This is a genomic window from Oceaniovalibus sp. ACAM 378 (assembly GCF_008085915.1).
In the GTDB taxonomy this organism is placed as follows: domain Bacteria; phylum Pseudomonadota; class Alphaproteobacteria; order Rhodobacterales; family Rhodobacteraceae; genus Oceaniglobus.
Genome location: NZ_VSJK01000002.1, coordinates 401,351 through 417,264, shown reverse-complemented (window position 1 = coordinate 417,264; position 15,914 = coordinate 401,351). Strand labels below are relative to the sequence as shown.

The window sequence follows — 15,914 nt, the reverse complement described above, 5'->3', positions numbered from 1 at the left end:
GCGCCCACCGCTTTACGCCGCATCGGGTGGGGGCGCGATGGCCCGAAGTGCAGAGAAGGCGGCGGGTAACCCGATGACGACGACGTTCCTTCTGAACGGTGAAACCGTGACGGTGGACGGCCAGCCGCCCACCCGAACTTTGCTGGACTGGCTACGCGACACCCGAGGACTGACCGGTACCAAAGAGGGCTGCAACGAAGGCGACTGTGGCGCCTGCTCGGTCATGGTCACCACCTCGCGCAATGGCGAGACCCTGCACCGCGCGTTCAACGCCTGCATCCTGTTCCTGCCCCAACTCGAAGGCGCATCGGTCACCACCGTCGAGGGGCTGACCGGGCCGGATGGCGCGCTGCATCCTGTGCAGCAGTCAATGATCGACCATCACGGATCGCAATGCGGTTTCTGCACGCCCGGATTTGTGGTGGCGATGGCCACCGCGCATCTGAACGGCGCGACGGACCACGACGACCAACTGGCGGGCAACCTGTGCCGCTGTACCGGCTATGCGCCGATTGTGCGCGCCGCCGAGGCAGCGGCAAAGCAACCGGTTCCCGACTGGTTCGCGCCACCGGTTTTCGATGCCGGAATGACAACAGCAGGCACCACCGACACGGCATCTGCGTTCCGGCCCGCCACCAAGCTGGAACTGGCCGACTGGTATGCCGACAACCCTGACGCAACCCTGATTGCCGGGGCCACCGATGTGGGGCTTTGGGTCACCAAGGGGCTGCGCGCACTGTCCCCCATGGCATTTCTGAATGGCATCGAGGACATGCGCGATATCGAAGCGTCCGACGACACGATCCGCATTGGTGCCGGTGTCACACTGGCCGAACTGCATCCTGCAATCGCGCCGCATTACCCGGATTTTGCCGAGTTGATCCGCCGCTATGCCAGTGTGCAGGTCAGGAATGCCGCCACCATCGGCGGCAATATCGCCAACGGATCGCCGATCGGCGACTGCCCCCCGGCGCTGATCGCTCTGGGCGCGACACTGCATCTTGCGCATCGTGACGGTGCCCGCGACCTGCCGCTTGAGGATTTCTTCCTCGAATACGGCAAACAGGACCGCCGCCCGGGCGAATTTGTCGCCGGGGTCAGCATTCCGCGCCCCGGAGCAGACCGGCCCGACCGACTGAAATGCTATAAGGTTTCCAAACGCTTCGATCAGGACATCAGCGCGCTTTGCGGCTGTTTCAACCTGACCATCGACGAGGGCCGGGTGACCAAGGCACGGATCGCCTTTGGCGGCATGGCTGGCATCCCGAAACGCGCCCATGCGGTCGAAGCTGTACTGAGCGGACAGGAATGGGGCCCCGAAGCGGTCGCCGCCGCCTGGGACTCCTGGGAGAAGGATTTCCAGCCGCTCAGCGACATGCGCGCCAGTGCAACATACCGGATGGATGCGGCGCGCGGATTGCTGACGCGGTATCTGTTGGAGGATCTGGGTGGCGCCACTCGGGTGCTGGAGGTTACGCCATGAAAGACACGGTCGCCGCCCCCGATCCGGTAAACCACCCCCTGCCCCATGACGCCGCGCGCCTGCACGTTCAGGGCGCCGCGCGTTATGTCGATGACATTCCTGTGCCTGCGGACTGCCTGCATCTCGCCTTTGGCCTGTCCGAAATTGCCCATGGGCGTATTCTGTCGATCGATCTGGACGCCGTACGCACCGCGCCGAGCGTTGTCGCCGTGCTGACAGCCGAAAACCTGCCTTTTGAAAATGACGTCTCGCCTTCGGTCCATGATGAACCGGTGCTTGCCAACGGCACGGTCCACTATGTCGGGCAACCGGTGTTTGTCGTCATCGCCACCAGCCATCTTGCCGCGCGCAAGGCAGCGCGGCTGGCCAAGGTGACCTATGATCCGCTTCCTGCGCTGCTGACCATTGATGAGGCGCGCGCGGCGGACAGCCGGTTCGAAGAGGGTCCGCGCATATACGGCCAGGGCGACGCGGCAAGCGCCATCACCGCCGCGCCCCATGTGATCGACGGCACCCTGGAACTTGGCGGGCAGGAACATTTTTACCTTGAGGGTCAGGTCGCCCTCGCCCTGCCGCAAGAGGGGAGCGACATGATCGTTCACACCTCGTCCCAGCACCCGACCGAGATCCAACATAAGGTGGCCGAAGCTCTGGGCGTGCCGATGCATGCGGTTCGCGTTGAAGTGCGGCGCATGGGCGGCGGGTTCGGCGGCAAGGAAAGTCAGGCCAACGCTCTGGCGGTGATCTGTGCGGTTGCGGCGCGGGCCACCCGTCGGCCTTGCAAGATGCGCTATGACCGCGACGACGACATGGTGATTACCGGCAAGCGGCACGATTTCCGCATCACCTACCGCGTCGGGCATGACGACGAAGGGCGCATTCTGGGGCTGGAGTTCGTGCAGCATGTCCGTTGCGGCTGGGCGCAGGATTTGTCGCTGCCGGTGGCCGACCGGGCCATGCTGCATGCCGACAACGCGTATTATCTGCCGGATGTGCGGATTGAATCGCACCGCTGGAAAACCAACACCCAATCCGCCACCGCGTTTCGCGGTTTCGGCGGGCCGCAGGGGATGGTGGGGATCGAACGTGTTCTGGATCATCTGGCCCATGCCGTGGGCCGTGATCCGCTGGCCGTGCGACGGCTGAATTTCTATGATGCGCCGATGGACGGCACAACGGCAGATGCTGTGGCGCAGGCTTCCTCGCCTTCTGCGAAAGCAGCAAGACCATTGCCCACGGCAGATCACCATCTGGATCTTGCCTCGCGCGGGGCGACAGAGACCGAGGCCGGACCATGCGCCGAGCCGACCTTGCCGCCGGGTGTGCAGACGACGCCCTATCACATGCCGGTCACCGATTTCATTCTGCACGGACTCGTGGAGCAACTGGTCGCGACATCGGATTATACCGCGCGGCGCGAAAAGGTGGCACAGTGGAACGAAGCCAATCCCGTGCTGAAACGCGGCATTGCGCTGACCCCGGTCAAGTTCGGTATTTCCTTCACCCTGACCCACCTGAATCAGGCGGGGGCGCTGGTGCATGTGTATCAGGACGGGTCGATCCACATGAACCATGGCGGCACCGAAATGGGACAGGGGTTGTTCCAGAAGGTCGCGCAAGTGGCGGCGGCGCGGTTCGGGGTCGAGGTCTCGGCGGTCAAGATTACCGCAACGGATACGGCCAAGGTGCCCAACACTTCCGCCACCGCCGCCTCATCGGGCAGCGATCTCAACGGTATGGCGGTGCAGGCGGCCTGCGACACGATCCGCGACCGGATCGCCGTTTGTCTGGCCGGATTGCATCAGGCCGATCCGGCAACGGTGGTGTTTTCTCAGGGTAAGGTCCGTGTGGCCGATGCGGTCTATACCTTCGCCGAGGCGGCTGCGGTCGCCTATATGAACCGTGTGTCGCTGAGTGCGACCGGATTTTATGCCACGCCCGACATTTCGTGGGACAGGATCGCCGGGCGCGGGCGGCCGTTCTTCTATTTTGCCTATGGTGCGGCGGTGACCGAAGTGGTGATCGACACGCTGACCGGCGAAAATCGCATCCTGCGGGCCGATCTGCTGCATGATTGCGGTGCCTCGCTCAATCCTGCGGTGGACATCGGCCAGATTGAAGGCGGGTATGTGCAGGGCGCGGGTTGGCTGACGACCGAAGAACTGGTCTGGGACGATGCAGGGCGGCTGCGCACCCATGCCCCCAGCACCTATAAAATCCCCGCCTGTTCAGATCGCCCCGACATTTTCAACGTGGCGCTGTGGGACGGCGAAAGCCCCGTGGAAACGGTTTACCGGTCCAAGGCGGTGGGCGAACCGCCCCTGATGCTGGGGATTTCCACACTGATGGCGCTGTCGGATGCGGTGGCGGCTTGCGGCCAAGCCTATCCTGCCCTGAATGCTCCGGCGACCGCTGAACAGGTGTTGGCAGCCGTGCGCCGGGTGCAGGGATGAGCCGGTTGTTCACACCGGCGCGGCAATTCCCGGATGCCCGGACGACGTTCTCTGTCGGTCTGCGCTGATCCCGCCGTGGCTGACGCGATCCGCATAACCGTACTGCGCACCCGGGGGTCTATCCCCCGGGAAACCGGCACGCAGATGATCGTCAGGGCCGATGGCATTGTGGGCACGATCGGTGGTGGCGCTCTGGAATGGCGGGCGATGGAAATCGCGCGCGCGGCGCTGGCAAGTGGCGCCATGCCCGATCCGCAGACCTTTCCCCTTGGTCCCGATCTGGGCCAGTGCTGTGGCGGCGCCGTGACCCTTGGGTGGGAACGCGCGGTGACTTTTTCCGCCCCGGACCAGCGGCCATTGTGGATTTTCGGAGCGGGGCATGTGGGGCGCGCTTTGGTCGATGTTCTGTCCCCCCTGCCCGCGCTGTCGATCACCTGGATCGACACGGCGGCTGACCGTTTTCCCGACGATATCCCCGAAACGGTGACGCAGTTGGTGGCGACAAATCCCGCCGATGCCGTGCGCCATGCGCCAGCCGACGCCGGACACCTGATCCTGACCTATTCCCATGCACTTGACCTTGATCTCTGTCATCGGCTGCTGACCCATGGCTTTGCCCATGCCGGGCTGATCGGATCGGCAACCAAATGGGCGCGGTTTCGGCGGCGTCTGACGGAACTCGGCCATTCAAAAGAAGAAATTTCACGAATTCGCTGTCCAATCGGGCAACCTGAACTCGGAAAGCACCCGCAGGCCATTGCCGTAGGCGTCGCGGCACAGCTATTGTCTGTGAACCACCTCAGCACCATCGAAACAGGGGAACACGCGTGAACGACACCGGACCACTGCTGGCCATCGATGGCGTCACCAAGGCCTATCCCGGCGTCGTGGCGAATGACAACGTTTCCTTCACCATCCACCCCGGTAAGATCCACGCGCTGCTGGGTGAAAACGGCGCGGGCAAATCGACGCTGGTCAAGATGATCTATGGTCTGGTGCGCCCCGACAGCGGAGCGATGCTTATGCATGGCGCGCCCTTTGCCCCGGCCAGTCCTTCGGCGGCGCGCACTGCCGGGGTTGCGATGGTGTTTCAGCATTTTTCCCTGTTCGACGCGCTGGATGTGGCCGAGAATATCTCGCTCGGCATGGAGCATCCACCGCCCCGTCGCACGCTTGCCGAACGCATCCGCGAGGTGAGCGAGGCTTATGGCCTGCCGCTGGACCCCACACGCCGGGTCGGAGATCTGAGCGCGGGCGAGCGGCAGCGGATCGAGATCGTGCGCTGTCTGTTGCAGGACCCCAAGCTGCTGATCATGGACGAACCGACCAGCGTGTTGACCCCGCAAGAGGTCGAGATCCTGTTCCGCACCCTGCGGCAACTGGCGGCCGAGGGAACTTCGATCCTTTATATCTCGCACAAGCTGGAGGAAATCCGCACGCTGTGCGACGGCGCGACGATCCTGCGGCTTGGGCGGGTGGTGGCCGAATGTATCCCAGCAGAACGGTCCGCCGGTGATCTGGCGGAAATGATGGTGGGGCAAACACTGAAGGCGCCCGAACATGCCGGCGGTTCCGCGGGCGAAGTGGTGCTTTCGGTGACCGGTCTGTCGCTGGACCCCACCCATGCTTTTGGCACTCGGTTGCGCGATGTGTCCTTTCAGGTCCGCGCGGGCGAGGTTTTGGGAATTGGCGGCGTTGCGGGCAACGGGCAGGACGAATTGCTGGCCGCATTGTCGGGCGAAACCCTTGCCCCTATCGGCGCGATCACGGTAAACGGGCGCGACATCGGCACATCTGGTCCGACCGCCCGCCGTGAAATCGGCGTGCTGACCGCCCCCGAGGAACGGCTGGGCCACGCCGCCGCCCCGGACATGAGCCTGACCGAAAATGCCATGCTGACCGGGTATCAACGCAAGGGGTTGGCCAAGAACGGGTTTCTCGACTGGCGCCGCGCCCGCAGTTTCGCCGAGGAAATCATCAAGACCTACGACGTGCGCACCCCCGGCCCCGGCAAGGCGGCACGGGCACTGTCGGGCGGCAACTTGCAGAAATTCGTCATCGGCCGCGAGATTTTGCAGGAACCGCTGGTTCTCGCAGTCAATCAGCCGACCTGGGGCGTCGACGCCAGTGCCGCCGCGGCAATCCGGCAGGCGCTGCTCGATCTGGCGGGCCGAGGCGCGGCTGTGGTCGTGATCAGTCAGGATCTGGATGAACTGATGGAAATTTCCGACCGGTTCAGCGCCCTGAACGAGGGCCGCCTGTCGCCGTCGCGCCCGACCCATGATCTGAGCGTCGAGGACATCGGGCTGATGCTTGGCGGCGCCCACGACATGGAGGTTGCGCATGTATCCGGTTAAGCAGAAATTCCGTGCCGATGACCTTCGGTGCACTTCGTGATGCGGCTGGAAAAGCGGCCCGAACCATCGCGGGCGTGGATGGTGGCCACACCAGTGCTGGCGGTGATCCTGACGATGATTGCGGGCGGCGTGATGTTCGCCCTGCTTGGCAAAGATCCCTTTGTGGCGATCCGCACAATATTCTGGGATCCGCTGTTCAACGAACAATTTGCCGCCTATTCCCGTCCACAGTTGCTGGTCAAGGCGGCGCCGCTGATCCTGATCGCCATCGGACTGTCACTCGGGTTTCGTGCCGGGGTGTGGAACATCGGCGCCGAGGGGCAATATATCATCGGCGCGATCTGCGGCGCTGCGGTGGGGCTGGCGTTTTACCCTGCCGACCTGTTCATCGTCTTTCCGCTGATGGTGCTTGCCGGGGCGCTTGGCGGGTTCCTGTGGGCGATGATACCCGGATTGCTGCGGGTTCGATTTGGCACCAACGAAATCCTTGTGTCGCTGTTGCTGGTCTATGTTGCCGAACAGCTTGTCGCCTCGATGGCGCTTGGCCCACTGCGCAATCCTGAGGGTGGCGGGTTTCCCGGGTCACGCAATCTGCAACAATACAGCGCGGCCTCGAATGGCGAGCTGATCGCCGGGACGGGCATGCACTGGGGCGTGGTCGCGGCGTTCATTTCGGTGATCTTTGCCTATATTCTGCTGAACCGGCATCTGACCGGGTTTCACATCCGTCTGGCCGGGCAAAGCCCGCGTGCCGCACGCTTTGGTGGGGTCAATCCCGGGCGGCTGGTGCTGTTCTGCATGGGCGTCTCGGGCGCGCTGGCCGGGCTGGCCGGCATGTTCGAAGTCTCGGGGCCAGCCGGGCAGATCGGGATCGATTTCAACGTCGGCTATGGGTTTACCGCGATCATCGTTGCCTTTCTGGGGCGGCTGCATCCCGTTGGCATCCTGCTGGCCGGATTGCTGATGGCGCTGACCTATATCGGCGGCGAACTGGCGCAATTCATGCTGGGCCTGCCGTCGGCGTCGATTCAGGCATTTCAGGGCATGCTGCTGTTTTTCCTGCTGGCGGTCGACATGCTGACAAATTTCCGCGTCCGGATTGGCCGGGGGGCAAAGATATGAAGGTGAATCGGCCATGAACCTGTCGGCCATCGATCCCGTCCTGCTGATCGCCTCGCTCATGGTGGCGGCGACTCCGATCATCCTTGCGGCCATCGGTGAACTGGTGGTCGAAAAGTCTGGTGTGCTGAACCTTGGTGTCGAGGGGATGATGATCACCGGTGCGATCTGCGGCTTTGGCGTGGCGGTGGAAAGCGGCTCACCGGTTCTGGGCTTTGCGCTTGCGGCCATTGGCGGGGCGGTTCTGGCGATGTTGTTCGGGCTGCTGACGCAGGTCTTGCTGTCCAATCAGGTGGCGACCGGGCTTGCCCTGACATTGTTCGGGCTGGGCATATCGGCGTTGATCGGGCAGTCCTATCGCGGGATCAGCCCCCCCGCCACGACGCGGCTGGACATGGGGCCGCTTTCCGATCTGCCGGTGATCGGGCGTATCCTGTTCAGCCATGACTGGATGGTCTATTTCGCGCTGGCGCTGGTTGCTGTCGTCTGGGCGTTTCTGAAGTTTACCCGCGGAGGTCTGATCCTGCGGGCGGTTGGTGAAAACCACGAGGCCGCCCATGCTCTGGGCTATAAGGTGGTGCGCATCCGTCTGATGGCGATTGCTTTTGGCGGCGCCTGTGCCGGGCTGGGCGGCGCTTACATCAGCCTTGTCCGGGTTCCGCAGTGGACCGATGGAATGACCGCCGGTGCCGGCTGGATCGCGCTGGCCATCGTTGTCTTTGCAAGTTGGCGCGCCGGGCGCGTTCTGCTGGGTGCCTATCTGTTCGGCGGGATCACGGTTTTGCAACTGAACCTTCAGGCGGCGGGTGTGCCTGTCCCGGTCGAGGTCTTGTCGATGTCGCCCTATCTGATAACCATTGCTGTGCTTGTGCTGATGACGTCGGGGCGGCGCGGGAATTCGGCACCCGCCATGCTCGGACGCCTATTCCACGCCTCATCTTAGGGGCTTCTTAACCACTGGTCCCGATAAAGGGACCGCGTTCACAGGGGGAACACATGATAAACCGCAGAACACTTTTGGGCGCGACCGCCATACTGGCAACCATTGCCACCGGTGCCTTTGCTCAGGTCGACAAGGTCAAGGTCGGCTTTGTCTATGTCGGGCCAGTAGGCGACGGCGGTTGGACCTATTACCACGATGTGGCCCGCAAGGCGGTAGAAGAACACTTTGGCGACAAGGTCGAAACCGTCTTTCAGGAAAGCGTTCCTGAGGGTGCCGATTCCGAACGTGTCATGACCCAGATGGCCCTGTCGGGTGCCAATCTGATTTTTACCACCTCGTTTGGTTACATGGATCCGACAATCAACGTCGCCGCGAAATTCCCCAATGTTAAATTCGAACATGCCACCGGTTACAAAACCGCCGAGAACGTGGGCGTTTATTCGGCCCGCTTCTATGAAGGCCGCGCCATTCAGGGCCATATTGCTGGCCGGATGACCAAAACGAACAAAATCGGCTATATCGCGTCCTTCCCGATTCCCGAAGTGATCCGCGGCATCAACAGCGCCTATGCCCACGCCAAAAAAGCCAACCCTGAAGTCGAATTCAACGTGATCTGGGCCTACACTTGGTTCGATCCCGCGAAAGAAGCAGACGCCGCAAAAGCCCTTATCGAACAGGGTAACGACGTTATTCTGCAGCATACCGATTCTACTGCGCCTCAGGCCGCAGCCAAGGCCGCTGGCAACGTCATCACATTCGGCCAAGCCGCCGATATGGCCGAATATGCACCACTGCCCCGCGTATCGTCGATCATTGATGACTGGGCGCCGTACTACATCGCCCGGACCCAAGCCGTTATCGATGGCACTTGGAAAAGCGACAACACATGGGACGGTATCGCCAAAGGAATGGTCGTCATCGGCGAAATCTCTGATGCCGTGCCTGCCGACGTGAAAGAAGAGGCGCTTGCGCTCAAAGCGTCGATCGTTGACGGCAGCTATCACCCCTTCACCGGCCCAATGAAAAAGCAGGACGGAAGCGATTGGCTCGCCGACGGCGAAGTTGCCGATGATGGCACGTTGGCTGGGATGAATTTCTTCATCGAAGGACTGACTGGCGAAATTCCGAACTGAAGACGTCACGATTGGGAGCACGAAAGGGCCCGCTTTGTGCGGGCCTTTTTATTGGAGATCACGGTCCATTCTGCATTCTCAGTTCTGCCATCGTGCAAGGGCTGAACGTGTTTGCTGATCTGGCAGAGCCGGTCGGTTTCTGCCATGCTCTACCCGCCGGGGTCACCCCGTCCCGCAAATGATTTACAGGACCAGCCCATGAACACCCCCCTGACGTCCGCCAACGGCTCTGCCATGTCGCGTTTCTGCTTTGGCTGCATGCAATTCGGCGACAAGGCCGACGAATCCGCATCCCGCGTCATGTTCGATACCTGCCGCGCTGCCGGGATCAATTTCTTTGACACCGCCCATGCCTATACCGGCGGAGAATCCGAACGGATGCTGGGAAAGTTCGCCGCCGACGACCGCGACAGCCTGATCATTGCCACCAAGGCCGCCTATCAGGGCGGATCGTCGGGCGCGAACATCGAAACCACCTTTGCCGAGAGCCTGGACCGTTTGGGCATGGACAGTGTCGACATCCTGTATCTGCACCGCTGGGACGACGACACGCCATTGGAAGAGACCTTCGAAACCCTCGCCAACCTGCAACAGGCCGGCAAATTTCACCACATCGGCGTGTCCAACTTTGCCGCATGGCAGGTGATGAAAGCCGAAGCCGTGGCCGCGCGGCTGGGCACGCGCATCGCCATTATCCAGCCGATGTACAATCTGGTGAAACGGCAAGCCGAGGTCGAAATCCTGCCCATGGCCCTGTCCGAAGGTATCGCTGTGGCCCCCTATTCCCCCCTTGGCGGCGGTTTGCTGACCGGGAAATACGCAGGCGGCGACAGTGGGCGGCTGAACGAAAACAAGATGTACAAGGCCCGCTATGGTGTCGACTGGATGCACGATGCGGCGGTGGCGCTGGCCGCGCTTGGGCGTGATCTCGGCACCGATCCGGCCACTCTCGCGGTGGCTTGGGCCGCGCACCACCCCGGCGTAACGGCTCCGATCATCAGCGCGCGCAATGTCGAACAGCTTGCCCCGTCGCTGGCTGCGCTGTCCTTTGACATGGACGCGGCACTTTATGACCGTGTGTCGGCCCTGTCGCCGCGCCCCGCCCCGGCAACAGACCGTCTGGAGGAAGTGTGAGCGCGATTGTCATTGGTGGCGGAATTGCCGGCGTTTCGGCTGCGGCAGAACTGTCACGTGACCGCCATGTCACCCTGATCGAGGCCGAAGATCACCTGGCCCATCACGCCAGCGGCCGATCGGCGGCGATGTTCATTGAGGACTACGGCAATGCCACCATCCGCGCCCTAAGCCGCGCCAGCACCGGGCCTTTGCAGGATGCCGGCGTGCTGTCGCCGCGCGGGGCCTTGATGCTGGCGCGCGCCGATCAGAGCGAGATTTTCGACACTGAACACCGATCGTTCGGGATGACCCGGCTGAGTGTGGACGAAGCGGCGGTGCTGTTTCCGATCCTGAATCGCGACACCGTGACCCTGGCCGCGTACCGGGCGGATGTGTTCGACCTGGACACCGATCTGCTGTTGCACGGGTTTCGCAAACGGGCGCTGGCAAATGGGGCAAAGTTCGTGACACGGGCACGGATCGACAAGATCGTCCGCGATGGCGACGGATGGCAGGTGACATGGCCCGGCGGCGAAGCGCGCGCAGATCTTCTGGTTAACGCCGCCGGGGCATGGGCCGACGGAGTGGCCGCCATGGCCGGAATTGCGCAGATCGGTCTGCAACCTTTTCGCCGGTCGATGGCGCGGATCGCCGCGCCGGACGGGCATGATGTCACCCGCTGGCCTCTCGCCGAAGGGTTGGGCGAAGGCTGGTACGCCAAGCCGGACGCGGGCAAACTGATCGTCTCGCCTTCCGAGGAACATCCGATGGACCCCCACGACGCCTTTTCCGACGATATGGTATTGGCCGAAGGACTGGACCGCTATCAGGAAATGGTGACGCCGCCGGTCACAAGGATCGAACACAGCTGGGCCGGGCTGCGCACCTTTGCGCCGGACCGCGCATTGGTGATCGGATCGCGCGATCCGGGGTTCTTCTGGCTGGCAGGACAAGGCGGATATGGGTTCCAGACGGGGCCCGCCGCCGCGCGTCTGCTGGGCGATCTGGTTGCAGGACGACAATCTGAATTGCCGCCCGAAGTTGTGTCGGCCCTGTTACCCGCGCGGTTCGAAAATCTACAGAATCGCACTTTCCCCACCCCACCGATTTCAGGTTGAGTTTGCCCCGATGTTGCGCATTTTCCTCTGTCTTTGCCTGTCCCTGACACTGGCCGCCTGTAGTGGCAGCCGCCGCGTGGTCCTGCCGCCATCGGACGCGGTTGTCGCACCGGATTTCGGCGATGCCGACCCAGCGGATTTCCCCGGACGCGGGCCTGCGGGCTTTGCCGTTCACGGAATTGACGCATCCAAGTTTCAGGGGCGGGTTGACTGGGCCGCGGCCCGCAACGCCGGAGTGAACTTTGCGTTTCTCAAGGCAACCGAGGGTGGCGACCGGGTTGACGATCAGTTCACCGAACACTGGCATGGCGCCGGTTCTGCCGGAATCGCACGCGGCGCCTATCACTTCTTCTATTTCTGCACGCCCGCCGCCGTTCAGGCCAAGTGGTTTATCCGCAACGTGCCACGCACCAAAGGCGCTCTACCGCCGGTTCTGGATCTGGAATGGAATCCGTTTTCACCCACATGCACGACCCGCCCGCCGCCCGAAGTGGTACGGCGCGAGGCACGCATCTTCATCGATATCGTCGCGCGCCATTATGGTCAGCGGCCGATCATCTATACCACGCCGGAATTCTTTGATCGCAATGGCATCGGCCAGTTGGGCGAGGAACTGTGGCTGCGCGCCGTGGCCGATCTGCCCGGCAACGTTTATCCCGGTGTCCGCTGGTCATTCTGGCAATATTCCGGCACCGGCCTTGCGCGGGGTTTTCCGGGAAAGGTGGATCTGAACGTGTTTTCCGGCTCGGCGGCAGACTGGCGCGGCTGGCTGGCGCGGCGGGCCCAGTGACGGGGCCCAGTGACGGGGTTCAGTCGCGCGCATCATTGCGGGCAAAATGGCGGGCGATCACGAACAGACCGCCCATCAGCAGCATCGGCAGGATGAAGATGCGAAACACATAGACGGCAAGGATCGTGACCAGACTGTTGATCAGTTCATCGGCCCGGTTCCAGACGTTGATCGCAAGCTGTCGATATTCATCGATCCGGGTAATCGACAGGTCGAACCCGCCCGCTTGACCGTCGATCTGTTCGGCGTCCAATTTGGCGGTGATGTCAGCAATCACGGCAAGGTTGGCGCGATAGGTCGTGTCGGTCATCCGTTCGGCCAGCCCCGAGGATGCAACCAGAGCCAGCGGCAGCGCCAGCCCCAGAAAACCGCCATACCATGCCAGCCGCCGTGGCAGTCCCCTGGACCGGCGCGCGGTGATCAGCCAGAGCAGCAGCGCCAGAGCCAGCATGGCAAAGCCCACCGCGCTGACCGGGCCAAGGGCAACGGCCAGAATGCCGGTCGCCACCATCACGCCAAACACCAGACCGGCGATACGTTCGATCGTGTCGTCGATCGGTTCGAGCACCTTCAGAGGCTGCGCCGACCCCGAGGCGATGAACCCAAGGCCGACCTCAAGCTCTTGCGCCGTCGAAAGAAAGGCATTTAGCGTGCGCAGGGTAACATAGGTCGCAGCAGCCGTAGTGGCGATGGATTGCGCATAGACCTGGGCGCGAATCGTCAGCGGATTGTCACGCCACATGGCGGTGGCCAGAACCGCCGCGCAAAGCAGCGCGACAAGACAGGCCGCAAGTGTGACGCGCTTCATCCGTCTAGGCGGATCGTGCTGTTGGCAGGGTCATACGGGCTGTCTTCGGTCACTGTCGCCTCCCACAATTCGCGCTGCATCCGGACCCTCAGTTTGGTGCCCGGCACGGCAAGATCGGGGCGAACATAACCCATGGCGATGCTTTTGCCAAAGGCCACGGAAAACCCGCCCGAGGTCAGTCGCCCGATGCGGTCACCGCCGTGATAAAGCGCTTCGCGGCCCCATGGATCAGCATCGGCAGGCCCGTCGATCAGCAGGGTGACACATTGGCTGCGGATGCCTTTGGCCGCCATCGCCGCCTTGCCGTGAAAGTCCTTGGAGAGGTCGACAAAGCGCGGCAGATCGGCCTCGATCGGCGTTGCGTCGCGGCCCAGTTCAGTGCCGAACGCACGATAGGATTTCTCTTGCCGCAGCCAGTTCTGCGCCCGCGCCCCGACAAGCATCATGCCATGCGGTTCGCCCGCCTTTTCCAGCGCATCGAACAGGTGGTTCTGCATCTCGATCGGGTGGTGCAACTCCCACCCCAATTCTCCGGTATAGGCGACGCGGATCGCCATAACCGGCACCATCCCAAGCTCGATATGGCGCATGGACAGCCACGGAAACCGCTTGTTGCTCAGCACGGTCGTCGGTTCGGCATCGCGCACCAGTGCATTCAGCACCTCGCGGGTTTTTGGCCCGGCGATGGCAAAGACACCCCACTGGGTTGTCACATCCTGAACATCGATGCGGCCAAATTCTGGTTCCTTCTCAGTCACCGCCTTTTGCAGATAATCGGCATCGTAAGCTCTCCAAGCGCCTGCCGAGACCAGATAGTATTCATTTTCCGACAATCGGACGATGGTGTATTCGGTCCGCGTCGTGCCGTGGGATGTCAGCGCATATGTCAGATTTATCCTACCCACCTTGGGCAGGCGGTTCGTCGTGAACCAGTCGAGAAAGGCGGTCGCGCCCGGCCCTTTGACGATATGTTTGGTGAACGCCGTGGCATCGATCAGGCCAACGCCCTGACGGATCGCCGTCGCTTCGTCCACCGCATGGTGCCACCAGCCACCACGCCGGAAACTGCGCGCGGCGTGATCGTCAAACCCCGCAGGTGCGTAATAATTCGGTCGCTCCCAGCCGTTGACCTGCCCGAACTGCGCGCCTCGCGCCTTTTGCCGGTCATAGGCGGGTGAGGTGCGCAATCCACGGGCTGCGGCGCGTTCTTCGTCCGGATGGTGTAGGACGTAAACGTGATCATAGGCCTCTTCGTTCTTTTGCACCGCGTATTCGGTGGTCATCCAGCTGCCGAACCGCTTGGGGTCAAGCGATGCCATGTCGATCTCGGCCTCGCCTTCGACCATTAACTCGGCAAGGTATTTGCCCGCACCGCCCGCCGCTGTGATCCCAAAGGAAAACCCTTCGGCCAGCCACATGTTGTGCAGCCCCGGCGCCGGACCAAGCAGCGGATTTCCATCGGGAGTATAGCAGATCGGCCCGTTGAAATCGTCCTTCAGCCCCACCTGTTCGGAACTGGGTATGCGGTGGATCATCGACATGTATTCCGTCTCGATCCGGTCCAGATCCAGCGGGAAAAGGTCGGCGCGGAAACTGTCGGGCACGCCGTAAGGGAACCGTGCCGGTGCACCTTTTTCATAGGGTCCGAGGATCCAGCCGCCGCGTTCTTCGCGGACATACCATTTCGCATCGGCGTCGCGCAGGACGGGATGTTCACCGTTACCCTTGCGCCATGCGACAAGCGCAGGATCGGGTTCGGTGACGATATACTGGTGTTCAACCGGAATCGCCGGGATTTTCAGGCCAAGCAGCCGCGCCGTGCGCTGTGCGTGATTTCCGGTGGCGGTGACCACATGTTCGGCGTGAATCACCACGGTTTCATCGGTCGGCACAAGGTTGCCGCCCCGTTCGGCCATCCGGGTGACCGTTACATCCCAATGATCACCGGCCCAGTCATAGGCATCGACCTGCCAGCGCGTTTCGATAACGACACCGCGCTGTCTTGCGCCCTTGGCCATCGCCTGAGTCACGTCGGCGGGGTTGATATAGCCGTCGGTGGGGTGAAAGATCGCGCCTTGCAGATCTTCGGTCCTGACCAGCGGCCAGCGGTCCGCGATCTGCGCCGGGGTCATCCACTCGAACGGCACGTCGCAGGTTTCGGCGGTGGCGGCATAGAGCATGTATTCGTCCATACGTGCGGTGCTTTGGGCCATACGCAGGTTGCCGACCACGCTGAACCCGGCGTTCAGTCCGGTTTCAGCCTCAAGCGTCTTGTAGAACCGGATTGAGTGGTCGTGGATATGCGTCGTCGCATAGGACATGTTGAAATAGGGCAGCAACCCGGCCGCGTGCCAGGTCGATCCGGCGGTCAGCGCATCACGCTCCAACAGCATCACATCGTCCCAGCCAGCCCGCGCCAGATGATAGGCGATCGAGGTCCCGACCGCGCCGCCCCCGACGACCAGCGCTTTCACATGTGTCTTCATCGCCCGTCTCTCCTGCCCGTGACGTGGTCAATGTGCCGTTTATTGGGAAAAAAGAAAGTCGGCACTCCGACCCAACATCACACGAAACCGACGCGATTAACCGACGGC

At 62.5% G+C, this 15,914-nt stretch carries 12 protein-coding genes; 10 read left to right on the top strand and 2 right to left on the bottom strand.

Going from position 1 to position 15,914, the window contains the following annotated elements; translation table 11 throughout:
• The first annotated feature begins 73 nt into the window (after positions 1–73).
• From xdhA to FQ320_RS03875, 10 genes are all read left to right on the top strand, one after another.
• Positions 74–1,483 carry a xanthine dehydrogenase small subunit gene (xdhA, locus tag FQ320_RS03920; RefSeq protein ID WP_148470303.1) on the top strand — a complete coding sequence of 470 codons (1,410 nt, stop codon included), beginning with the start codon at positions 74–76 and terminating at the stop codon, positions 1,481–1,483.
• Positions 1,480–3,936, top strand: coding sequence for a xanthine dehydrogenase molybdopterin binding subunit (gene xdhB, locus FQ320_RS03915; protein ID WP_148470220.1), 2,457 nt, complete (start codon positions 1,480–1,482; stop codon positions 3,934–3,936). Before xdhA ends, xdhB begins: the two co-directional genes overlap by 4 nt.
• A 33-nt stretch (positions 3,937–3,969) precedes the next feature.
• Positions 3,970–4,767, top strand: a complete 798-nt coding sequence (xdhC, locus tag FQ320_RS03910; RefSeq protein ID WP_148470218.1) for a xanthine dehydrogenase accessory protein XdhC — start codon at positions 3,970–3,972, stop codon at positions 4,765–4,767.
• Positions 4,764–6,293, top strand: a complete 1,530-nt coding sequence (locus FQ320_RS03905) for an ABC transporter ATP-binding protein (RefSeq protein ID WP_148470216.1) — start codon at positions 4,764–4,766, stop codon at positions 6,291–6,293. Before xdhC ends, FQ320_RS03905 begins: the two co-directional genes overlap by 4 nt.
• Before the next feature lie 36 nt (positions 6,294–6,329).
• Entirely contained in the window at positions 6,330–7,415 is a 1,086-nt protein-coding gene (locus FQ320_RS03900; protein WP_148470214.1) for an ABC transporter permease, read from the top strand.
• Positions 7,416–7,428: 13 nt separating this feature from the next.
• Positions 7,429–8,355 carry an ABC transporter permease gene (locus FQ320_RS03895; protein ID WP_148470212.1) on the top strand — a complete coding sequence of 309 codons (927 nt, stop codon included), beginning with the start codon at positions 7,429–7,431 and terminating at the stop codon, positions 8,353–8,355.
• 53 nt (positions 8,356–8,408) lie between these two features.
• A complete protein-coding gene (locus tag FQ320_RS03890; RefSeq protein WP_148470210.1) occupies positions 8,409–9,488 on the top strand; it encodes a BMP family ABC transporter substrate-binding protein in 1,080 nt (359 codons plus the stop codon).
• A gap of 198 nt (positions 9,489–9,686) precedes the next feature.
• Positions 9,687–10,622 carry an aldo/keto reductase gene (locus FQ320_RS03885; RefSeq protein WP_148470208.1) on the top strand — a complete coding sequence of 312 codons (936 nt, stop codon included), beginning with the start codon at positions 9,687–9,689 and terminating at the stop codon, positions 10,620–10,622.
• Positions 10,619–11,722, top strand: coding sequence for an FAD-binding oxidoreductase (locus FQ320_RS03880; protein WP_148470206.1), 1,104 nt, complete (start codon positions 10,619–10,621; stop codon positions 11,720–11,722). Before FQ320_RS03885 ends, FQ320_RS03880 begins: the two co-directional genes overlap by 4 nt.
• Before the next feature lie 10 nt (positions 11,723–11,732).
• Complete coding sequence (locus FQ320_RS03875; RefSeq protein WP_148470204.1) at positions 11,733–12,512, top strand: GH25 family lysozyme; 780 nt, start codon at positions 11,733–11,735, stop codon at positions 12,510–12,512.
• A gap of 19 nt (positions 12,513–12,531) precedes the next feature.
• Here FQ320_RS03875 and FQ320_RS03870 read toward each other — a convergent pair whose 3' ends face one another.
• Positions 12,532–13,320 carry a hypothetical protein gene (locus FQ320_RS03870; RefSeq protein ID WP_148470202.1) on the bottom strand — a complete coding sequence of 263 codons (789 nt, stop codon included), beginning with the start codon at positions 13,318–13,320 and terminating at the stop codon, positions 12,532–12,534.
• Positions 13,317–15,806 (bottom strand): FAD-dependent oxidoreductase, encoded by a 2,490-nt coding sequence (locus FQ320_RS03865; protein ID WP_148470200.1) that lies wholly within the window; start codon positions 15,804–15,806, stop codon positions 13,317–13,319. The genes FQ320_RS03870 and FQ320_RS03865 overlap by 4 nt, the downstream gene beginning before the upstream one ends.
• Between the last annotated feature and the right edge of the window lie 108 nt (positions 15,807–15,914).